The 21,655-nt window shown below is 56.9% G+C and carries 15 protein-coding genes; 13 read left to right on the top strand and 2 right to left on the bottom strand.

Translation table 11 applies throughout. From position 1 onward, the window contains the following. Nucleotides 1-70: 70 nt before the first annotated feature. The gene (locus GA0061098_RS36700) at nt 71-571 is read right to left on the bottom strand and encodes a hypothetical protein (RefSeq protein ID WP_129591033.1); all 501 of its coding nucleotides are present in this window, start codon (nt 569-571) and stop codon (nt 71-73) included. A 689-nt stretch (nt 572-1,260) separates the two neighbouring features. Between GA0061098_RS36700 and GA0061098_RS36695 the strand changes: the two genes are divergently transcribed. The 4 genes from GA0061098_RS36695 to GA0061098_RS36680 all read left to right on the top strand — a co-directional run bounded on the left by GA0061098_RS36695 (nt 1,261) and on the right by GA0061098_RS36680 (nt 5,048). Beyond that, on the top strand, nt 1,261-1,488 hold the full coding sequence (locus tag GA0061098_RS36695; protein WP_091966230.1) for a hypothetical protein: 228 nt from the start codon (nt 1,261-1,263) through the stop codon (nt 1,486-1,488). A gap of 732 nt (nt 1,489-2,220) precedes the next feature. After that, complete coding sequence (locus tag GA0061098_RS44260) at nt 2,221-2,676, top strand: hypothetical protein (RefSeq protein ID WP_129591032.1); 456 nt, start codon at nt 2,221-2,223, stop codon at nt 2,674-2,676. A gap of 1,121 nt (nt 2,677-3,797) precedes the next feature. Continuing rightward, complete coding sequence (locus GA0061098_RS36685) at nt 3,798-4,109, top strand: hypothetical protein (RefSeq protein ID WP_245323825.1); 312 nt, start codon at nt 3,798-3,800, stop codon at nt 4,107-4,109. A 753-nt stretch (nt 4,110-4,862) separates the two neighbouring features. After that, nucleotides 4,863-5,048: a hypothetical protein gene (locus tag GA0061098_RS36680; protein ID WP_091966228.1), complete on the top strand. Its 186-nt coding sequence runs from the start codon at nt 4,863-4,865 to the stop codon at nt 5,046-5,048. 749 nt (nt 5,049-5,797) lie between these two features. Here GA0061098_RS36680 and GA0061098_RS36675 read toward each other — a convergent pair. Further along, the gene (locus GA0061098_RS36675) at nt 5,798-6,145 is read right to left on the bottom strand and encodes a hypothetical protein (protein ID WP_091966227.1); all 348 of its coding nucleotides are present in this window, start codon (nt 6,143-6,145) and stop codon (nt 5,798-5,800) included. An 864-nt stretch (nt 6,146-7,009) separates the two neighbouring features. Between GA0061098_RS36675 and noeE the strand changes: the two genes are divergently transcribed. The 9 genes from noeE to GA0061098_RS36630 all read left to right on the top strand — a co-directional run bounded on the left by noeE (nt 7,010) and on the right by GA0061098_RS36630 (nt 21,274). Beyond that, nucleotides 7,010-8,110 carry a nodulation protein NoeE gene (gene noeE, locus GA0061098_RS36670; RefSeq protein ID WP_091966226.1) on the top strand — a complete coding sequence of 367 codons (1,101 nt, stop codon included), beginning with the start codon at nt 7,010-7,012 and terminating at the stop codon, nt 8,108-8,110. A gap of 219 nt (nt 8,111-8,329) precedes the next feature. After that, nucleotides 8,330-9,286 (top strand): sulfate adenylyltransferase subunit CysD, encoded by a 957-nt coding sequence (gene cysD, locus GA0061098_RS36665; RefSeq protein ID WP_283808028.1) that lies wholly within the window; start codon nt 8,330-8,332, stop codon nt 9,284-9,286. After that, on the top strand, nt 9,286-11,169 hold the full coding sequence (cysN, locus tag GA0061098_RS36660; RefSeq protein ID WP_091966224.1) for a sulfate adenylyltransferase subunit CysN: 1,884 nt from the start codon (nt 9,286-9,288) through the stop codon (nt 11,167-11,169). Before cysD ends, cysN begins: the two co-directional genes overlap by 1 nt. A 2,139-nt stretch (nt 11,170-13,308) precedes the next feature. Further along, nucleotides 13,309-15,720, top strand: coding sequence for a 2-aminoethylphosphonate--pyruvate transaminase (locus GA0061098_RS36655; protein WP_245323823.1), 2,412 nt, complete (start codon nt 13,309-13,311; stop codon nt 15,718-15,720). Nucleotides 15,721-15,751: 31 nt separating this feature from the next. Then, nucleotides 15,752-16,810, top strand: coding sequence for a dhydrorhizobitoxine desaturase (gene rtxC, locus GA0061098_RS36650; protein WP_091966222.1), 1,059 nt, complete (start codon nt 15,752-15,754; stop codon nt 16,808-16,810). Nucleotides 16,811-16,836: 26 nt separating this feature from the next. Then, the gene (locus GA0061098_RS36645) at nt 16,837-17,622 is read left to right on the top strand and encodes a gamma-glutamyl-gamma-aminobutyrate hydrolase family protein (RefSeq protein ID WP_245323821.1); all 786 of its coding nucleotides are present in this window, start codon (nt 16,837-16,839) and stop codon (nt 17,620-17,622) included. Between the two features lie 129 nt (nt 17,623-17,751). Beyond that, complete coding sequence (locus GA0061098_RS36640) at nt 17,752-18,654, top strand: DMT family transporter (protein WP_091966249.1); 903 nt, start codon at nt 17,752-17,754, stop codon at nt 18,652-18,654. Next, on the top strand, nt 18,651-19,937 hold the full coding sequence (locus GA0061098_RS36635; RefSeq protein ID WP_091966220.1) for an ATP-grasp domain-containing protein: 1,287 nt from the start codon (nt 18,651-18,653) through the stop codon (nt 19,935-19,937). The genes GA0061098_RS36640 and GA0061098_RS36635 overlap by 4 nt, the downstream gene beginning before the upstream one ends. Continuing rightward, a complete protein-coding gene (locus tag GA0061098_RS36630) occupies nt 19,937-21,274 on the top strand; it encodes a glutamine synthetase (protein WP_091966219.1) in 1,338 nt (445 codons plus the stop codon). The genes GA0061098_RS36635 and GA0061098_RS36630 overlap by 1 nt, the downstream gene beginning before the upstream one ends. The last annotated feature ends 381 nt before the right edge of the window (nt 21,275-21,655 follow it).

Here is a 21,655-nt window from a genome sequence, read left to right as displayed (position 1 = left end):
CCTTGTGAGCGGGGCGGCATCCCCGAGAACCGGAAGACGCCGTAACTCGCTTGGCTCCATTCGGACGGGTCTAGCTGCGCTCGGCGTCGATCATCGCGCCCGTCCGCGGATCGATGAAGTGGACGCCTTCGTAGGCGGCGCAGGTTATTGTGTGCAGGTCATCGGCACGCGGCTCGGGTACGTCCGGCAGCAGTCTTTGAACTCGGTCGCCGGTATCTGGACATGAAAAGATGATGGGGCGCCAAGTCTTTTTGTCTGCCATGTGTGTGACCTTGGACGGGAAGCTCACTTCTATCAGTAGGCAGCCGCCGTAGTATTTGATACAGGTCAAAAAGAGCTGATGCGCATCCAGAATGGCCGACCTCGAGCGGCTGCTGCTGCCGCACAGGCCCGCGTTGGCAGGCGACATGTCCCAAGTCGGGCGATCCGCCAGGACCTCGCGCTGGTCCGCCGCAACACGCCAGCGTGTAGCGGGGTTGATTTTGAGGCGCACCGCTCGCGAATGGGCCACGACAGCATTTGTCCTCAATGCTGCGATAGCCGGCAAGCAGATGGTCAATTGATCGCTCACCTCGCATTATCCGTGGCCTTGCCGGGCGGATCCCAGCCATAGGCATTGGCGCTGAAGTCCTGAACCCTGGGCTCATCGAAACGTTGGCTGCGACAAGCGTGATCATCGGCTTTGCTGTCGCGGCCGCAGGGCCGGTTCGCCTCATTGGCCCACGATCACGTACGCGTAGGTCTCGCAATCGATAGTCCCGCCCGCCGGCGCGCGTCAGAAATGGCTCTGCCCGGTGATTGGCGCAATGACTTGCGTTTGCGGCAATACCTCGTGAGACCATCAAGTATCGCGTGTAAAGTTCGCGGCCTCTCAAGTCTCCATATTGCCAGCGGTTGAGTATGGGATCGATAGAGATCGATAGCCGGCATCTCGGGCGTGACGGCGCACGCGGCTCTCAATCGTCTCTTCAGACATTCCTCGATTCGTCGGCGGCTCAATTTTGTCAGTCCAGGGCATGAGCAGACCAGAAGGCGTTATCCCTCGGCCCAAAACACAGAGTGCGATCCGCCAAGCTGGACAAATAGAGGTCGCGTGGTCTGCGGCACAACAGGAGCGCTCGAGCCGCGCTGCCAAAGTTTCAGCCTTATCTCGATGGAGGAGCGGACAACCTCTTGGGGATGCTGCTTGAGGCAGATCAAATACTCTTGTGGCGTGAATGGCAGAATGGTGGATAAGTAAGCCCACAAGAAGAGGATGCCATGCCTTCATTTAATGTTCGGTTCATTAAGACCGTTTGTGACGATACCGGACACGAACATCGTGCCTGTCAGGCAGCGTTCAAGGTCGATGCCGCCTCGCTGAGTGCTGCTGCACAGCAGGCGGAGAGCGATTTCTGCAAGCAAAAGAGTGTTCGCGATTGGACAGTCTTCGCCGATGTGATAGAGCTTCGAAGCCCGCCTGCATTGCCGCCGGCATGGGCTGGTTAGCTTGACTTTGGCGGGGGAAGTCTGCGAATTGAATTGTGGGTCAATCTGTAATCTAAGCGTGATCCCGGACAGGATCGCGTCGACCGTCGATTCGAGAACAACTGGTGATGCTGGCGTTAAATCGGCCAGCGCCCTGTTGTCTCACGACACCTAGCGGACCTCGCTGGAGAGTTTGCCGCCTGCCGCTCAACTGGCTCTGCAGCGCTCCGTCAAGCGTTGTACCGGCAGGGCTATCCGGAAGGATCCGCTCCCACAACTGGTCTTGTTTGATTCAGGTCAAGCACAAGTCTGCCTCTGGCAACCATGGCTGTTTCAAAGGGTATGCGTGGTTGGCCAATCTGCACAAATTAATGCCCTTCACGGTTAAGGCATCTGCTCAGCCGTTTGCGCGCAAGCCTGTCCCGGACGTCCGAACCGGGCTTACTTGAGCCCGCAGCACATCGATGCGATCGTACCTGACCTTAATCTGTGCGCATTTGTCCTTCAAACCAGCGCGCTGTCCTGAACATTTAAGCGAGCTCCTCGCACTTGCCGGTTTTTCCGAGAATGCGTTTGCTGCCGCTATGGAGACGTATTGCGCGATCTGCAGCGGGTGAGTGGCCCATGTCAGACCAAAGTCCGCTGCGCCGCCGACCTCGAGAGGCAAAACCATGCAAGTCCGCTCAAAGACTGCCCGAATGAACAGACCCTGCGCGCTCGGCCGTGAGATATCCTCCCGCTACGCTTTCGCGATTGATTGCGCTCAACAATTCCTCGCCGAAGATCTTGCTTCCTGAGCATGCCCGCATTCAAAGAGGGCCGACACAGGACAAGCCTCATTGCCGCCTCGAAATCCACGACATGGGTGAAGCAGTCCTTATGTCTGTACCGCTGTTTCTGCCTACGTTTTCTACTTTGCCGCAGCGACGGGAACACGATCCGGCGTTTACCTTCTGCGTATTGCTCGCTTTCGCCGCCAGCCTGGCCGCCGCCTCAACGGCCGGCGCGACTACCGCAGGCGGAGATGATAGGTCTGCCGAACTACAACTCGGTCCGATCAAATTCGCCTCGGTAACGGCGATGTGGCCGCTGGATAAAGTAAATGCAGTCTCAAAGGGCGCGGCGTATTGCATGAAGACGCGCGACACAAATGGTGGGTGCGCTCCACCTGCTCGGGCGCATATTCCTGACACGGGGCAATATTCCTAAAACGCGGATGGTCATTATCGTGTCGATCTGACGAAGGCTGATCCATATCGACCTCATGTCGGCCAATGGTCAGATGTCAAGGGCACAAGTTGGACCGAGGAGCGTAGCACTTTGTGACTGGCGAATCTCGCGTTCGCGCTATGAACGCCATGTCTGTATTCCGTGACCAGTGGGCGGTAAGTTGGGATGTGAACACGTTCACGTCCGGCGGCACCATCGTGCCCGCGACGTTCCTCACGTACATTGAAACAGCAGCACCCGAGTAGGATTTGATCGCGCGGACAGGAATAAACTCACAACAAAAGAAGATTGCCACGCCCAGACAATGCTCAATCAACTCCGTTCGAGCGGCAAAAGTCCGTCGCATTACAGATCAGGCCTCTGTCTACTGAAGGACAATTCAGTTCATCGGCTGGTTATCGGTCCCACGGTTGCCTGCAAGGCTTACTACCTTATCGAGAACGAGGCCCCGATAAGGGGATCTGTTCGCGACAATAAGGCGTGCGAAGGCTCCTGTATTCTCGGCAATGCGGAGCACGTGAAGGAGAAGCGGGATTGCGCCATGCCGCTCAAGTGCGGGCGAAATCCGGAGAAAGCTCGCGTAGAGTCTTAAAGCGCAACTGTTGCTTCGATGTCACCAAATGTATGAACAGGCGATCTACGCTCGTGTCAAACGAGGGACGACATGTTCGATATTTATTTGAACGGAAGACGCGATCTTTTGGTCGTTCCGCGAGGGTTTGCGATTCCTGCGGAGGTGGCCGGCAGTTGGAAGCGAAAGAAGCGTGCGGTGCGTTCAGTGAGCGATGTCATTCGCCTAGATGTGCAACAGCGCGGTTACCACCGACGTAATTTGATCTCAAATCGGTCGAAGACGGCAATCGAGACCTCGTCACACGCGTAGCCAACGCGGCTGTCTCCGCTGACCCATTCTTCAAAACACTCTGGGCAGGATGTCGCCGATGCCGTCGAGAACCTTGCTTACCGCATCGGCGGCAGGTGGGTATCCTGCTTCATTAGGCTTATGGCGCAAGGTTTCTTTTGAAAAGCGGCGCACGGCGCTGCGGCTTCCCTCAGGATAAGTATTATGGAGCTTTTCCTCGACTCGATGGCGTGGGCGCGTGAGTTTTCAGCTGTCCATACTGAAGATACTTGCCGGCCAGCCGCACGGACGGGCGAGCATCGAAGTCGTTAAACAGCATTTGGCTATCTATTACAGCAGCGGCCCAGAGTGGCCGGCGCGTATGAAGCGCATCGCGAGCCGCGCGCCCCAACTCGATATTTTTGGCCAAAGGCTGATCGAGCGAGAGGCCGGGTGCTGGATTATCACCGACGAGGGAAGGAAGACTCTTGAAGGGCTCGAACTGCTAGATCTGGGCGCTATGCAGGGTCAGGTTGGGCGGGAGATCGCGCGCGAACCCGAAGATGAGTAGCCGCCCCTGATGTCTTCGCAGCTACGAACGAGCACGCGCAGAAAGCGCTCCCCGGCAAGCGATTGAGCCCGCGCAAGGGCTATCGGCGTGACGGCTTGCCGCTCAAGCCGTTGCTGATGGCCACGCGTACCCCGATTAGATCGCCCAAGTTCAGTTTGGACATAATGCAGTGCCTATTGGTACTGTGAAGTGTTTCAACGCGACCAAGGGACGATGTGTCTTCATCCAACCTAAGGAATGGAGGAGCTGATGTCTTCGTGCACTCCGACGCGTTGAGCGGAGCCCGGACGACCGACACGAAGACGGGACCGATCTAGTATCGAGCAAGCCCCAAGCGGTCTCTGGCGTTTAGATAACGAGCGCGCTAATCGTCATAAGGTGACCATAGCAGAGACCGCCCGATGTCTCACCAATCGACGCCCTTCTATTCGAAGCTAAGCACGCAGACTAACATGGCTTTCGGAAGACAAGGCGTCTGGACTAGTGCAGCTGTGGAATTGTAAACTTCGTACAGACTCTGTGTTGAGAGGCTTCGTTATAATTGAATGACAGGGCCTCGATGTTTGGTCGCTCTAGCCTTAATACAAATCACGAACCTCCCCAAGATGCAGCTGTTCAGGTTCATCGCGATTGGCCATTCCAGAAGATGACCGAGCTAACACCCCGCGCGAGTTCCGATGACTGTCCTTTTTTTTTACTGTCGTCGCTGCGAAAAAACTATGTTAGAAGCGCTCTTCTCAAAGGAGCATCATCGTGAAAAAAGCAACCAAGAAACGCGTTAAGCGGCGCGAGTGGACGAAGGCAGATATCAAAGAGCTCAAAGTCCATTCGAAGGCTCGGACCCCGGTCATAAAGATAGCAAAAATGACTAAACGCAGCGCCGGCGCGCTACGCCAGAAGGCCTTAAATCTCGGAATCGGACTCGGACATCAGCGTTAATTTTGAGCAACGCTGCGTAATGGTGCGGTAGGGCGGCTCGCGGGCCGCCCTCTTTGGTCATAGAAATTTTGTCGCACATTAGCTTTGCCGATCCGCGCTGAAAGAGTTTTTCACGCATGTGCTGGATGCCTTCAACGTCGCGAAATGCGCTCCAGCGCCTCCTCATCTTTGATCAAGAGACTTGGAAGGGGGGCGACGGCCGCTTGCGATGTATGATCGCGAGTGAAGACATAGCCTTGTCTCGAAGATAGAACCCGGAAACACTCGGTCCCGGAACGCATGCGATGGGCCACAACGCCCAGTCCTGGACGCGTTAGCTTCGAGAAGCTGACCAGTCTCAGGCGAACTCCCCGTAAGGGGGAATCTAGCATCCGTTCGGGCAGCAGCTTCTTCAGCTTCGCCGAGGCAGTCTTGGCTGCGCTGGCCCGAACACATCGGCTGATCGCCTTAGCCAAATGGAAAGAACCTCGCGAATGGGCATCCTCGAGGCTCATGCCAGACTAAAATTTGGGCGTAAGCGGACCGTGCCGGGCCTGTTGGCTAGCTTGAGCTCCGAGACGATATGGCGCCCTCAACAGCAACTGAAAAAGCGCTCTGTTAGCTTGATAGATCGCGGCGGAGCGGATACGTCCTGAACCCGTCATCACCTGCGCGCCCTCGGCGTTGTGCACGGACCACAACCACCTTCGACCGCGCTGCTTCAAGACATATTCGAAGGATGGGAGACTCATGGTCAGCGAGCTCCATTTCTAAGTCGGGCGTTTGGTCTTCTGAATGCCAGAGCGGGCCCTTTCCAGGCGATGCCTCACTGTAGCAGGCTTGGCAGTGCGCTCGCTTGATCGGTCAACGCCGCTTTCATCAAAAGCGAGCTCATCCTGCGCTGCCTGTCGTGGCGCCAAAGTCGCGAGATGCAGCGTTTTGGCCGTCAGCGACATCTGCTGGATCCGGGCATCCTTTGCGGAGGAGTTATGCCGCATCAAGCCGTTTTTCTCTAGCAGCTTTGAGTGGGTCGTCACGAAGGAAGGGGCGACGTGCATCAATCGTGACACTAGATTGACCGGTACACCCTTTTCTCTGCCCAAATAGGTCACCACCATCAGGATCGTCCACCGTGGCAGTGATGCCCACCACAATGGTAGGAAATCTGGCAAGTTCTGTGAGACACGCATGGATTGATCTGCTCTCCCACATGAACGGCCGGACAATCTCGTCTCCGTCAGTATAGATGCGTCCAAGCGCGCTTGCTGGATCAGGTAAATCCGGTGCATCTTATGTGCCAGGTTCCGTTCTTTACAACCTGCTAGCGCCGATTAGGGGAGCGCCAGTGCTGCAAGAGCAGGTAAATCAAACAGTTGGTATAGTTCGGACGGATGGGCTTGCGAACAACAGGCGGGCCGGAGCTATGCCTCAGTGTCTTGACGGACCAACGACAGCATTCAGGGCAAAGTTGCGTCAGGATCGATACGCGTCTTCAAGATAGCTGCGCTCCGCCAAGTGAGATGTCCGCGATGTAGTCTGCTCTTTACCGCGCTTGCCGAGCTGTCCGCTCTTGTATGCCGAACATCAGCGAGGTGCACGTCGCATTTACGGCTTCAATGCCCCAGCAACGGGCACTTATGACTACACGTCATAACCTTCCATGTACCGCGGGCGGTCTTCGGCAAACGTCCGTATAGTTCTTCCCAACCTTCCCATATCGCGATCAACCTTCGTGCAATTGAGGTGGCGCTTGACTTCGTGTCAATTGTCGAGAGATCGAGGAGGCAATTGCAGTTATGCTTCCGTGATCCCGCCCATCGATCAAAACTGAACGGTTCTCAAGTCATGAGTGGCAGACAAAATTGTTGTCGTTTTGACGCTTTGTACGCATGCGGTTGCTCATGTGATCGCGCGGCTGGCTTTTTTCGCTCAATCGAGCGAGCGCCGACAGGGTTTACTTTTCAAGCACGAGGGTCTGAACGATGAGCGGACGTTTTGGCCATTCGCCTGCGGTGTGCTTTCTCCTCGGTCTTCCGCGATCCGGGACGACACTCCTGGCGCACTTGCTCCAGCACCATCCAGACATCGTGGCTCCGCCTGAACCCTGGCTGATGTTGGCGCTTGAAGCATTTGGCAGGGTGGATCAGCGTCACCCGGCGGGCAGCTCACTGATCAAGGCCGCTACCTCCGAATTCCTGGGGCGGATAGATCGCACGATCGTCAGCCGCGCTTTTGCCGATGCAGCATACGATCAGTATCTGGCAGAAGCGGGCAAGCGCATCATCATAGACAAGACACCACGCTATTGGACGGTGCTTGAGTTTCTTGAATCTGTCTATCCAGAAGCGCCACATATCCTTCTGATGCGCAATCCGTATGCCATCGCCGCTTCACTGAAATCGACGTGGGGCATCCCACTGCGGACAGAAAGCTCGCATTCGGTTAGCGTATCCAGTCTCGCCGATCTCATGCTCCGTCTGCCCGACGTCATCATAACTTCACTCGCCGATTTGGTTCTGGGCCTGCCCAAGCTCGCCGCGCACCGCACTCGCCCGCAGACACAGTTCGTGCAATACGAACTGCTCGTGACGCATCCGGACGAGGAAATCCGGCGTCTGTTGACGGGGCTCGGCTGTGACCCAGTGGCCGTCGCATCGGCTGAATTGAGACAAGCAGATTATCTTCGATCCAGCAGCTTTGGGGATCGAAAAATCCTGGAACGGAACGCCGTCGACGACAGCTCTGTCAAGTCATGGCAATCTCAATTGAGCGTCGAAGAGATGCAAACCGTGACTGATTTGGTCGGCGCTGAGCTTTTGCTAGAACTCGGATATGAGCAGGAACTGCTGCATGCACAGAAAGCCGGAGTGGTGGATAGGGGAGGTGAGGTAACCGAACTCTATCGTCGGATATTCCGAACTTGGTGGGATTTGCGAAGTACCATGGTCGGAGCACTATCCGGCCCCTCTCAAATTGGAGAGCCGGTCCACACTGCTTGGAATGTTTCGGATAACCGCGACGCGGCTATCGAGATGTTGCGAGGCGAGGTCGCGCGGCTTGAGCAGATCCTCAATATCTCGTAGGGCGATCTGAATGCTTGCGATCAAAACACGCTGGTTGATTTAGCCAAGATCCTTAACCCGCACGAGCTGATCTCCCGATCAGGTGTGACGCCGGTGCCGGTCGCACCAGCGGGGAATGCGATATGTTGCCGCGTCTGCAAGTCTGCTGTCCAATTGGGCTTGACCTCATGGACGAGCCTGCCTCTTGGCCGGCCGTTTCCGCCGCGGATATTCCCCACTCTGGGCTGGAGCCATAGAACGGCGAAGAACAGAGATCCTGCATCGAAAAGAAGATATATGCTGCCGAAACATCTGCGCCGTCTCGAAGCTGAATCGATTGAAATCATGCGTGATGTGGTCGCCGAGTTCAAAAGGCCGGTCATGCTTTACTCGATCGGAAAAGACTCAAGCGTGATGCTGCACATTGCGATCAAGGCGTTCTATCCGGCAAAATTGCCTTTCCCCCTGCTCCACGTCGACACGACCTGGAAGTTCCGCGAGATGATCAGCTTTCGAGACGCGACAGCCAAGCGGCTCGGCCTCGACCTGATCGTCCATATCAACAAGGAGGGCATCGCGCGCGGGATCAATCCGATCGATTCCGGCTCCACGCTCCATACCCAGGTGATGAAGACAGACGCGCTGAAGCAGGCGCTCGACCTCCACGGATTTGATGCCGCCTTTGGTGGAGCCCGGCGTGATGAGGAAAAGAGTCGCGCAAAAGAGCGGATACTCTCCTTCCGTTCGGCCGGACACGTATGGGACCCCCGTAACCAGCGGCCGGAGCTTTGGAGCCTGTTCAACACACGGATCCGCCAGGGCGAAACCATGCGCGTGTTTGCGATGTCAAACTGGACCGAGCTCGATGTGTGGGAATACATCATGCTTGAGAAGATTCCGGTCGTTCCGCTCTACTTCGCAAAACAAAGACCGACAGTGCGTCGAAATGGTGCGTCGATCATGATCGACGACTCGCGATTGCAGCTTAACTGCGACGAGACGCCGGAAATGCGGATGATCCGCTTTCGAACGCTCGGATGTTATCCTTTGAGCGGGGCTATTGAATCCGATGCGATGGCGATCGAAGACATCGTCGCAGAAATGCGGACTGCGACTGTGTCAGAGCGCCAGGGACGCCTGATTGATACCGATGAAGCCGCTTCAATGGAGAAGAAGAAGCGGGAAGGCTACTTTTGATGTTTGTAAAGCCGACAACGGAAGCGGTCGCGGCCAGGACAAAGGATCAGCTGCGATTCATCACGTGTGGCTCGGTGGACGACGGCAAATCGACGCTGATCGGCCGATTACTGCACGACAGCAAGATGATCTACCACGATCAGCTCACGGTGCTGGAACGCGACAGCATCAAGCACGGTAGCACCGGAAATGACATCGATTTCGCGTTGCTCGTGGACGGGCTCGAGGCCGAGCGGGAGCAGGGCATCACGATCGACATCGCCTACCGCTTCTTCACGACGCCGCGGCGCTCCTTCATGGTGGCCGACACTCCCGGCCACGAGCAGTATACCCGCAATATGGCTACCGGCGCCTCGCATGCCCAGCTCGCCATCATCCTGATCGATGCCCGCAAAGGCGTGATGGTTCAGACCCGCCGCCACTCCTTTATCTGTTCGCTGCTCGGTATTCGTCATGTCGTGCTGGCGGTGAACAAGATCGATCTTGTCGCATACAACAAAGAGTGCTTCGATCGGATTGCCCGTGACTATCTGGCCTTTGCCGCCGGTCTCGGCTTCAACTCGATCGTTCCGATCCCGATCTCGGCCCGCTACGGCGACAACGTTGTGGACCGCTCCGCTCATGCCAACTGGTATCATGGTCCCTGCCTGCTCGAGCATTTGGAGAGCATTGACATCCCGTCCGGCACCGCAGGCCAGGCTTTCCGCTTTCCGGTCCAATGGGTGAACCGCCCAAACCCGGATTTTCGGGGCTATGCCGGGACGGTGGCTTCCGGGAGGATCTCGGCAGGAGACGAGATCGTTGTCGCCGCGTCGGGACGGACCACGCGGATCAAGCGGATCGTGACCCACGATGGCGACCTTGTCGGCGCCGAAGCCGGCGATGCGGTTACCATTACACTGGAAGATGAAATCGATATCGGCCGTGGCGACATTCTGTCCCGACCGGACGACCGACCGAAGGTCGCCGACCAGTTCGCCGCTTATGTGATCTGGATGGACCAGGAGCCGCTCGCTCCCGGACGCAATTACGTGCTGCGGATTGGATCACAGACGATTACCGGCAGCATTACCGCAATTAGGCATCGGATCGACGTCAACACTTGTGAGCATCTGGCCGCCGGGATGCTTTCCCTCAACGAGATCGCCTTCTGCGATGTTGCGACCACAATGCCCGCAGTATTCGATCCTTACGACCTCAATCGAAAGACCGGATCATTTATCTTCATCGATCGTTACACGAATCGTACGGTCGGGGCCGGCATGATCGCCTTTCCGCTACGGCGGGACACCAATATTGCTAGGCAAGCGCTATCCGTGGACAGGAGGGAGCGCGCCGCGCTCAAGAATCAGAAGCCTTGCGTCATCTGGTTCACTGGCCTGTCTGGCGCGGGAAAGACGACGATTGCCAACCTGGTTGACCAAAGGCTGTGTAGCATGTCGCGGCATACCATGCTGCTGGATGGCGACAACCTCCGGGGCGGATTAAACGCGGACCTCGGCTTCTCGGAGACGGACCGCGTGGAGAACATTCGGCGCGTCGGTGAAGTTGCCAAGCTGATGGCGGACAGCGGCTTGATCGTGATCTGCTCGTTCATCTCGCCCTCTAGGGCCGAACGGGACAGGGTGCGCGGCCTGGTTGGCAAGGAAGAGTTCATAGAAGTCTTTGTCGATACGCCGATCGAGGAATGCGCTCGGCGAGACCCAAAAGGCCTGTATTCAAAGGTGAAATCCGGCAAGATCAAGGACTTCACCGGGATCGACTCGTGCTACGAAGCACCAACAACACCGGAGATTCATCTCAGGACCATGGAGCAGACCCTAGAGCATTCAGCGGAAGCGGTAGTGGATGTCTTGATGGCGCGCTCAATTATTGATGGTTAGATGTCCCTCGCATCGCACCGTCGATTCGCAGCAATATCCTGCTGACCCGGCCAAGGCGATTCGGCTCAGGCGGGCCTGCGATCGGACTTTTCGCTCTAAAGAACAAAATTATTGCACCCATCTCGACTGCCCGCTTCCGGTTAAGTGCCCGAAGTGGATGGTCAATTCAAGAACGAGTACGCGAGCAGAGACGGAGATGGGCGGGAGCGGAGGAGCTCAAGAAGCGCCGTTCCATGCTCCAGATCAGAATCTACGACGCGATGACAAGGGCCAGAGAGGAAGTCCGACTCCCAGTAGGTTGAGTTTCGCTTAGCGCTTCTTGCTACGCGTGCGGCCAGCGACACGCCGAGCTCCCATAAAGCCAAGCCAGGCAGCGTCTCGGCCGGCTTCAATCTTTCGCGCAGTATCGCAACTGTGCCAGCTTTCGGGAAGCTTGCTTCCTTTTGGCCCGCCGCTCGTCGACCGATCCGGCCCGTTACGTCCCGCGCCATCGCATCTCGAGACAAAGCAGCCGCGAACCCTAGCCATTCTGCGCTGCGCTACGGGCCGCCGCCATGCTTCCGGTTCTGCTCCGTTCCGCCTGCCGCCGTTGATCGCCCATGAAGCCGGGGATGGGCGCGGCCGAAAAGGCAAGGGAGTTCATCCATGGCAAGCGACAAGGACGATGTCTTGATGATCCGCTCTGGTCAACCGTCAAGCTATTCGACCGCGTGGTGACCGCGTCGAACGCGAGCTCGCCATCAACGAGCAGGCGCTGCAGAGGAGCCAACGCGAGCAGAAGGGCTCGGAGTGCGATCCGTCCAACCAGAGCGCCTCGCAGCCGAGGTACTTGCGCTTATTGAGTGCCGCGACGCGATGGAACTCCGGCTCACCTTGGGCCTCACGCGCGTCGACGACGGCACGCTCACAAAGCCGATGATTGATCCGTAAGACGTTCTCGCGGCGAAGCGGCGTACAGAACCGAGAGATGCTACCAGCCTAGCGATTACTCGCAGAGAGGACACGTGCCACTCATCTGGAGTCGGCTCGACGTAGAACTAGCAAAGCAGGATGACATGTTCTGCTTCACGGCGACTAGCCGAAAGGTGTCGAACTGACCGTTGCTAAAAGGGCCAGCGATCCAAGGTCGCTCAATTATCTTCAAGCCGGGCTCGACCACAGCCTGCCAAGGCCGCTCATTCAAGCGCAACGACGTGATGCCGCCAGTCATCTGCGACGAGGGCGTGCACTTTCCAGGCACCATCCAGGGGGATCTCGCCGGCACGGCGGAGAAGCACATACTCCATCTTGGGGGTATGGCGAGGATCGTACGTGAACGGGAAGATTGGGCCATCACTTACCTGCAGGTATCCCCTTGCAGGCGGAATGCCGACGGTCCTGATGTCGAACTCTCAAGTTATCTACTTCGCTGTGAATCTCCGCACTTTGCTGCCTACGTCGGCTTGTCACCGCCAGATGGGAGTACGGTCAGGAAAAATTCACGCGAGAAAAATCCCCGGACAGGGTTGAAACGCCCCTTACGTCAAGTTGTACGATCTCGAAATGGACAAGGACAGTCATCGGCGTCCGAAACCCTCCAACGAGCGACAGAGTGCGAATGCATCAAGTCTCAAGTCCACACATCAGCCTCCCGCTGCCGACGACGATCATCAAGTGTGCCGTGGCTTGATCTGCATCCGGGCGCCATGACATCCGACTGCATCGTTTTCCTAACGTAGCAGGTTCACCTGCTTCGCGACGCAAGAAGTCAACGGCGCTCAAGCCTGCGCATGTGTGATGGTTGGAATGAGAGCGCGCGTCGGCGCCACTTGCGTTCGAGGGCGCGCTCCCAAGACCGATTTCTAGGAGGTGTGAATGGCATCGGTGATGAGCTTTATGAGGAATCGCTCCGCATCTGCGATGAGTTATGAGGGTGCCATCCGGCAGGTCTTTCGGGCGCCGACCTGAAACGCGCCCCGCGATTTATCGCGCTTGCCCCGAAGCTGTTGACCCGAGGAGTCGACGCTCGCCACAGGCTCCCTGGTGGCTGGGCGTTCTCCAGATCCATATAACTACAACTTGAGGAGGAATGGTTTGACAAGACAGCGCTCTTTGCTGACGCCTGGTCCATTGTCGTTATCGCTGGCAGTTAGGAGCCAGATGCAGCTTGATCTCGCATCGCGCGATTGCGAGTTCAAGGAAGTGACCGCCTGCATGAGGCGGCTGATGCTCAGCTTGCTGGGAAATGCTGAATACTATTCGGTGGTGCCTATCCAGGGAGGCGGCTCTTTTGCAATGGAAGCCGCTCTCTCTTCATTTGTGTCTCGAGCCGACAGGCCGCTCGTTTGCATAAACGGCATCTATGGCGAGCGCATTCTACGAATTTTGCGGCTGTGGGGCGTCGAAGCACTGAAGCTTGTCAAGCGAGCGACCGATCCTTTGGATCCTGAAGAAATTGGCGAGCATCTGAGCCAAAATCCTGGCGTCACGCACCTATGTTTCGTCCATTGTGAGACGACAACCGGAATCGTCAATCCGCTGGACGCGATCGTGGAGGAGGCGAGGCGACGTGGCGTCAAGACTATCGTCGATGGGATGAGTTCTTTCGGCGCCCTTAATATCGATCTGAGCCAGCGTGGAGCTGACGTCCTGGTCACCTCGAGCAACAAGTGCATAGAAGGGCCGCCGGGAGTAGCGTTTGTCATCGCGTCTCGCGAGCTGCTGGAGAATGCGGTTCAAGAACCGAGGTCGTTTGTGCTCGACGTGAGAGATCAATGGCTCTCGCTCGAGCGCACCGGTGAGTGGCGCTCGACCCCTCCCACCCACATCGTTCAGGCAACGACAAAGGCCTTGGAGATTCTGCACGAGGAGGGCATTGATGCCAGGCGCTGCAGGTATGAGAAGGTCAGGAACGATCTCGTCAAAGAACTCGAAGGACTGGTGTCTCCACTGCTGTCCACAGAGTTGCAGTCGCCGGTCTGCGTCGCGTTCGGTACGCCGTCCGGAATGGTGGACCAAGCAGGATTCGATGGGCTGTATCGCCACTTGGCGGCCCACAACCTTTACATCTACTCGAAGCTGCATCTTCCGACGCGGAGTTTCCGCGTCGGTTGCATCGGGGAAATCCAATCCAGCTGGATCGAGCAGTTGGGCTGCGCTTTTCGTACATATTTCCGGTCCGGTCAGGCTCAGTCAGCGGCGCCGATGTCGGCTCAAGAGACATGCGGGGCTCGCATAAGGACGCCGGCGCAAGCGGCTCGGGACCCGCAGCTGCCGTTTTCGGCCGAGACTGCTGTTCTGCATGCGGGCTATCGACGTGACGTAGCGACGAAAGCCGTCGCAGTGCCGATTTACCAGAACACAGCTTATGAACTCGATGGCGATCTAAACCACATTGCCGACGTCTACAACGTCAAGGCCGATGGGTTCACCTACACAAGGATCATCAATCCAACGACCCGCGCGCTGGAAAGGCGCTACGCCGCCGTCGATATGGGACGCGACTCGCTCGCCGTTGCGTCAGGTCAGGCAGCGACGTTCCTTGCTATCGTCAACCTGTCAAGTGGCGAAGTGGGGGACAATGTCGTCGCCTCTCCGTATCTATATGGCAATACCTGGAACCTGCTCCACAACACATTAAAGCGTCTTGGGATCAGCGTGAGGACGGCCGATCCTCGAAGGCCCGAGACGTTCGAACGTGCCATTGATGATCGCACGATATGCCTGTTCGGAGAGGTGATTTCGAATCCTTGCCTGATTCCGCTCCCCGTCAAACAGCTGGCCGACATCGGCCGAAAGTACGGCGTGCCTTTGGTCGTGGACAATACGACGACGCCACTGGTATGCCGGCCGTCAGATCTCGGCGCTGCTATTACGACGTACTCCGCAACGAAATATATATGCGGCCACGGCACGACGCTCGGTGGACTGATCGTTGACAACGGCGAGTTTAGCTACCGGGGAGCCTCTCGCTTTCCCTTGTTCAACCGTCCCGACGATGCGCATGGCGGAATTGTTTGGCATAACGCGGTGCGCGATGTCGACGATCTTGGAAAGAGCGAATTTCTTCTCAAGGCTCGCATGACTTGGTTGCGCGATACCGGCGCGGCTATCGCCCCGTTTGCGAGCTTTCAACTGATCCAAGGGCTTGAAACGCTGCCACTTCGCATGAAGCAGCACTGCGCGAATGCCAGGATCGTGGCCGACGTTCTCAAGGAGCATCCTAAAGTGCGCCGTGTCTTCTACCCGGGGCTCTTTGAAGGCGCCGATCGCGAAACCGTTGAACAGACACTCAATGCTGCATACGGACACGGGGCGATGGTTATGTTCGAAGTGGAAGACGAACAAGCCGGGCGCAAGTTCATCCAGAACGTCGACTTGATGTATCACGTTTCGAATGTAGGCGATGCCCGCACACTCGTGACCCATCCTGTCTCGACGACCCACACCACCGTCCCGCGGGAAAAGCGCGAAGCCGCCGGCATATTTGGCGGCTCGATCCGGCTTTGCGTCGGCATCGAAGATGTCAACGACATACTGCGCGATCTGGACAAGGCGCTTTCCGCAATCTGACAACCTGCAAGGCGATCAGGAGGAGGTTCTCATGAATCAGGCAGACGCTTGGAAATTGAGGTCATCACGCTATGAGGCCGTTCAATTCAGCCGAGAGATCAATAGGCAGCTCTCCGAGCTGAGACCCGACAACATAACGGGAGCCGCTTATATTGCCAAAGATTACGCTGTCATCACAGCGTGCACGCTGGCGACTGTGTCCGTCTCATGGTGGCTCTACCCGCTGGCCGTCCTTCTAATTGGTGCCTATCAGCGGGGATTGACAACCATCGCTCATGATGCGGCTCACCGCACGCTCGCGAAGAACATGACCTGGAACTACGTCCTGGGAATTCTGTTCGCTTCCTATCCCTTGTTCCAGCGCCACTGGGCCTACCGGATCTCACACGTCTATTTGCATCATCCCTATCTCGGAGACCCGGACAAGGATCCAGACCTGAAGTTCTTCCTGGCCAGCGGGGTTTACGACGTGCAGCCTCCGGAGCGGTACGCTTTCAATATGATCTGGAAGCCGATCTTCGGCGGCGCGACAGTAGCGTATCTAAAATATCTTTGGACCAATCGATTTTCGATCACAGAGGTCGAGGACCAGAGTCGCTCAGGCATACTTATCGACAAGTATGGCTTCTATCTCTTCTGGATCAGCATCCTGGCCGGGTCATATGCTGTTGGGCTGCTCCATATCGTCGTCCTGTTTTGGATCGTGCCCTATCTCACCACGTTCCAGGTCCTCGGCTGGTTTATCGAGCTAGCCGAGCACTCACCTATGTGCGAAACCGAGACGCAGAACGTCTATCTCACCAGGAATCGGAAAGGAAATTTCTTCGAGCGAGCCATCCTCGGGCAGAATCTGGATGAGTACCACCTTGAGCATCACCTTTCGCCGGGTATCCCGTTTTGGCTGTTGCGCAAAGCTCAGAAAATCCGAATGCAGGATCCCAACTATGCGAAGGTTGCCGCGACCTGGGGCGGGCTCTTTGTCAAGGGACCTAAAGGTCAGCCTAGCGTCATAGCTCAGTTAAAAGAGCGAAATCGACGCTTGTATGAGCAGTCCGTTGCCGAGATGCGCGCGCGAGGGCAGGTCGCGTGACGCTACGGCCAGAGAGTACCCGAGCCGTGGTCGGCGTCACTTCGAACCGCCTTCTGGTCGACGCTGTGCATCGCGACTGGTTGCGGCGCAAGTACTTGCAGGCACTCCATCGTGATGCGGGAGTGGCTTGCGTCATATTGCCGACGGTCGACGCCGAAGATGCGAGGGAGGAGCTCGCCCCGGCGATCATGCGCCGGCTCGATGGCTTGGTGTTGACAGGTGATGAATCGAACGTCGACCCCGTCGTCCTGAGAGCGCCTGCGTCCTTGACGGAGGCTGATCGGCAGGACGTTGAGGTTGGGATCCTTGACCATCCGCGGGACAGGCTCTCTGCCCTAACTATAGAGAGCGCCATCGCGCTCGGAATGCCTATTCTGGGCATCTGTCGTGGGCTTCAGGAACTCAACGTCTATTTCGGCGGCACGCTCCGCTCATCCCTTGCGGAGTGGAGGCCGCAAAGTGGCGCGATGCATGCCGAGAAGCCAGATCGTCCAAGAGACCGTCAGTACGACGCCGCGCACAGCGTCAGGATATGTTCCGATGGCGCGCTCTTTCCAATCGCGCGGACGATCGAAGCGCAAGTCAACTCGCTGCACAATCAAGGCATCGAGGCGCTTGCCCCGGCGCTGAGGCGGGAGGCGTGGGCGCCTGACGGTTTGGTCGAGGCGGCTTCGGTCATTGGCGCCCCGACACTGCAAATCGGTGTGCAATGGCACCCCGAATGGCACGTCTCAACCGATCTCCTCAGCAAGCAACTGTTCAAGGCATTTGGAGAGGCGTGTGTTGGGTACTACCGAACTAAGAAGAACTAGAGGCGGGTTGTGACATTTCAATTCAAACGTGGTCCGTGCAGGTCGAAAGGACAGTCGCTCGGAGCCGATGCACGTGTCCGGTCTTGCGAGGGCCGTGCGCCCCCTCGCGGGCACAGGATGACTGGGCGATTGACGAATCGCTTCGCTCTGGGAGTTTTCTTTGTGGCGCTTTATGTCGTCGTGAGCGCGGCAGGCGAGGTATATGCGGCGTCGTATTTTCAGCAAGCGGATGTGTTCGTCGCGCTCCTGCTGTCCTTCGCTGTTGTTTGTCTGATGTTCAATCTCCTGGCTCGCCATGAGCGAGGCGAGGCAACGGTGGCGAAATCGTCGCTCCTGGTCTTCGTCGCGCTCAATGTCGTGACAGCAATCAGCTGGATCGGCCTGTTTATCGGACTGAAATACGCTGAACCTGCGATCGTCGTCGCCTTCATGGTGGCGCTGGGGCCCACCGCAACAGTGTGGTTAAACGCACTGATCAGGCGCAAGGGTGCCCCTCCAGCATCCGATATCGTCGTGAGCGTTACGATCGCAACGATCGGGAGTTACATGATTTGGATCTCGGCCAGCGGCAACGCAGGCGTGGAGTGGGGGGCTCGATCGTCCTTTGGCATCCTCTTGGCCATCGTGGCCGGCCTATCGCTGGCGCTTACAAATATACTTGTCAAACTGCTGTTCGACCGTGGGTTTTCTGGCCGACAGGTTCTGGCGCATCGCTTTTATGGAACGATTCTCTTGCTGCTGGGACTGGTCGACCATTCATCTATCGTGCCTGAGATCTCGCAGCATTGGTTCGCGATCGCAACAATTGGGCTGTCGACGATCCTTGTTCCTTTGCTCTTGATCCAGCAGGGCATTCGCCGCGTAGAGCCCTTCACCGTCAACATGGTCCTGTCCACCGCCCCTATCATCACCTTCCTGTTCCAGTACTTCGATTCTCGCATCGCGCCTTCGTCACATACGTTCATTGGAAATGTTCTCATTACGGCTGTTGCTGTCGGCAACATCTACTTGCAGTATCGGAGATCCGCATGAAAGAACGGAATTGTGTAATCGTAGACGCATACTCTACCGGCCGATACCTACCGGAAGAGTTCAAGCGCTATGGAATTGAAACGGTGCATGTGATGTCGGCTGCACATATTCCGCCCATATTCCAATCGCATTTCAATGCGGATCTGTATGGTGAAGTCATTCGTCCCAGCGAGCGCATGGGGTATGACGACATCGTTGAATATCATCTTCAGGCTCTCCATGGCCGGAAATTGGAGTTCGTTATCGCGGGCTGCGAGACCGGAGTTGAACTCGCCGATTCTTTGTCGGAGCGGCTGGGCTTACCATCAAATGGGACCGCGCTATCCGCTGCTCGGCGTGACAAAGCGCGATTGTCTTGCGCGCTGACCTCTGCAGGCGTGCGATCGATCAGACAAGTCGTGTCCGACAGTCCTGCAGAGATCGCGAGCTGGAAGCGTGAAGCGAAGTTCGATCAGATCGTGATCAAGCCTCTGAACAGTACGGGTACCGAGGATGTATTCTTTTGCTCAACAGATGCTGATATTCAGCGGGCTCTAAGCGCAATTCTCGGGAAGACGAACCGTGTCGGAACGTTGAATCGTTTTGCCCTTGGACAAGAAAAGATAAACGGCCAGCAATACACCGTAAATGCCGTCTCGATCGACGGGGAAGCCTTCGTTACGGAGGCCTGGACCTATGACACGGTTCCTATTGAGAGGGCATCATCGGTCTGCTCACTTGAGAGATTGTTGGAGGGCAGCGAACCAATTGTTCAGGAACTGTCCGACTACTTGGTGCGTGCGTTGCAGGCACTACAGATCGTCGACGGACCGGCTCATGCTGAGATCATCGTCGATCATCGGGGACCGGTTCTGGTGGACTTCGGAGCAAGGCTTCAAGGGACCATGTCGGCAAAAGCACGAACGATGGCGTTGGGGCACAACCATATGACCCTGACGGCCTGGCGCTACGCAGAGCCCAAGGGCTTTGGTGAATATATGAGGCTGCGCGGGCCCTACAAGCGGCAGGCTCACGCACTTTGCGTCTCGCTGATCTCAGATATGGGCGGTGTCGTTGCCGGTTACCCGGGACTCGAAGCAATCCGCAAGCTCCCGAGCTTCACAGATGCCATTGCATTCGTTCCGATTGGTCAAGAGCTAGTTCCCACGATCGACTTGGTGTCAACACCAGGCATCGTTTATCTCGTGAATAGCGACTTGACTCAGCTTGAGAATGACTATCGCAAGTTGCGAGCAATGCGGATGGACCAGGTGTTCGATTTAGTGCTGCAGGATCGCGACTAATGCCAACTGATCCCAGGTTGACCGGAGCGAATTCAGCCCGCGCGGCGATGGTCGGCGTAAGCGACTTCGATGGCGTTCTGCGAGGCAAACACGTCTTAGGTGAAGATCTCTCGGATGGAGATAAAGTTATCAAGTTCTCTGAAGCGGTACTGGCGTGGGATTGTACGGACCGGGTCATTCCGGCCAGTTTCACGCAAAAGCCGCTATCAGCGTTCGGAGATGCTGACCTGCGTATTCTGTCAGGCACCGGCCGTTCGGTGTCTCATCTCGGCGATCAATATCTCTACCTCGCGGAGTTCACGGGCGCACATGAGAACATCTGCCCGCGCGGTATTCTGCGTAAGGTCCTGCGAAGGGCTGCTGAACACGGATACGACTGCACCGCCGGGTTCGAGTTTGAATTCATGCTGTTTAAGGAGAACGCAGACACGATTGAAGAAAAGCCGTTCGGCGAATGGGCTCCTTTAACCCGTGGCCCGTTCGGCTACTCGATTGCGCGCTCTGTCGCACAACACGAGCTGTTCGATGAGATCTTGGCGCTTTGTGAGAAGGCTAGAATACCTCTCAGCGGACTGCACTTTGAAACGGGACCTGGCGTGGTCGAAGCGTCACTTCGTCATTGTGATGCGCTGGAAGCTGCCGATCGAGCAACCATATTCAAGTCGATGATAAAGGCCTGGGCGCAAAAGCGAGGCATGATGGCTACATTTATGGCCAAGGTTTCCGAGGAATGGCCCGGCCAGTCCGGGCATATTCACATTTCGATGTCCTCGGATAGTCAGAATGCGTTTTACGACAGTGATGCGTTCGGCAACGTCTCGAAGCTTATGAGGAAATTCATCGCCGGACAACTAGAATACATGAATGAGTTCTGTGTGCTCGCTGCGCCGAACTTCAACAGCTACAAGAGATTGGTACCTGGCTGCTGGGCACCAATCTGTCCAAGCTGGGGAGTTGACAACCGCTCCTGCGCGGTTCGCGCCATTCCAGGAGAGCCATCTGCCCATCGCCTGGAGTATAGGCTGCCTGGGGCAGACCTGAACCCATATCTCGCGCTCGCATGTGCGATTGGTTCGGGAATATTGGGTGTCGAGACAGGTCCGGCACTACCGGCTTCGATCGTCGGTGACGCAAGCGCGGAAATGTGTCGTCCGTCCGCGAGACTGCCTCAAAGCCTATCAGAGGCAACTTCTCGATTTGCAGAGTCTGCAGCGGCAAGTGATGTCTTCGGAGAAAGGTTTGTTGAAGCGTTTTCTTGCTCGCGCCGTTGGGAGTGGGAAGCCGTTCAACATCGGGTCACCGACTTTGAACGTCGGAGATACTTCGAGATCATTTAGCTTGAGCTCTTCGACAGTTCTGAACTTCATCCCTCTGGCGGTGCCGGCCGCAATATTACGGCCGCCTGTTCCGCTGATGTTGGACTTCATAGAGAGCAAATGGGCGTTACTCGTTAAGTGAGGACCTCGGGAACGCTGAGGAGGTCTGCTGTTATCTGCTTTGTGGCAGCAACCACGATTGCTCCGTTGGGATGCTAGGTTGTCTAACGTCCGGTCCTTCTCGTGAGCTTTACATCGGCAAGCAGATGGTGGAGCTCAAGCATGCGCCCGGTTCGGCAACTATCCCTCGCAAGCGGTCGAGCAGGTGCCGTGGTGCGCGCGCTTGCCTGGGTTGGTCCCAAAACGGCGAGACAAGCGCTGCGGTCCGTCAGCCAGAAACTC

The organism is Bradyrhizobium shewense, from assembly GCF_900094605.1.
GTDB lineage: Bacteria > Pseudomonadota > Alphaproteobacteria > Rhizobiales > Xanthobacteraceae > Bradyrhizobium > Bradyrhizobium shewense.
Note: the sequence above shows the minus strand (reverse complement) of the source record. Positions and strands in the feature narration are given on the sequence as shown.

What these genes read in the sequence shown, in the direction of transcription:
- GA0061098_RS36695 (WP_091966230.1), top strand. Translation starts at nt 1,261, where the DNA reads ATGCCTTCATTTAATGTTCGGTTCATTAAGACCGTTTGTGACGATACC.
- GA0061098_RS36675 (WP_091966227.1), bottom strand. Translation starts at nt 6,145, where the DNA reads ATGGTGGTGACCTATTTGGGCAGAGAAAAGGGTGTACCGGTCAATCTA.
- cysN (WP_091966224.1), top strand. Translation starts at nt 9,286, where the DNA reads ATGTTTGTAAAGCCGACAACGGAAGCGGTCGCGGCCAGGACAAAGGAT.
- GA0061098_RS36635 (WP_091966220.1), top strand. Translation starts at nt 18,651, where the DNA reads ATGAAAGAACGGAATTGTGTAATCGTAGACGCATACTCTACCGGCCGA.
- GA0061098_RS36630 (WP_091966219.1), top strand. Translation starts at nt 19,937, where the DNA reads ATGCCAACTGATCCCAGGTTGACCGGAGCGAATTCAGCCCGCGCGGCG.
- noeE (WP_091966226.1), top strand. Translation starts at nt 7,010, where the DNA reads ATGAGCGGACGTTTTGGCCATTCGCCTGCGGTGTGCTTTCTCCTCGGT.
- GA0061098_RS36655 (WP_245323823.1), top strand. Translation starts at nt 13,309, where the DNA reads ATGCAGCTTGATCTCGCATCGCGCGATTGCGAGTTCAAGGAAGTGACC.
- rtxC (WP_091966222.1), top strand. Translation starts at nt 15,752, where the DNA reads ATGAATCAGGCAGACGCTTGGAAATTGAGGTCATCACGCTATGAGGCC.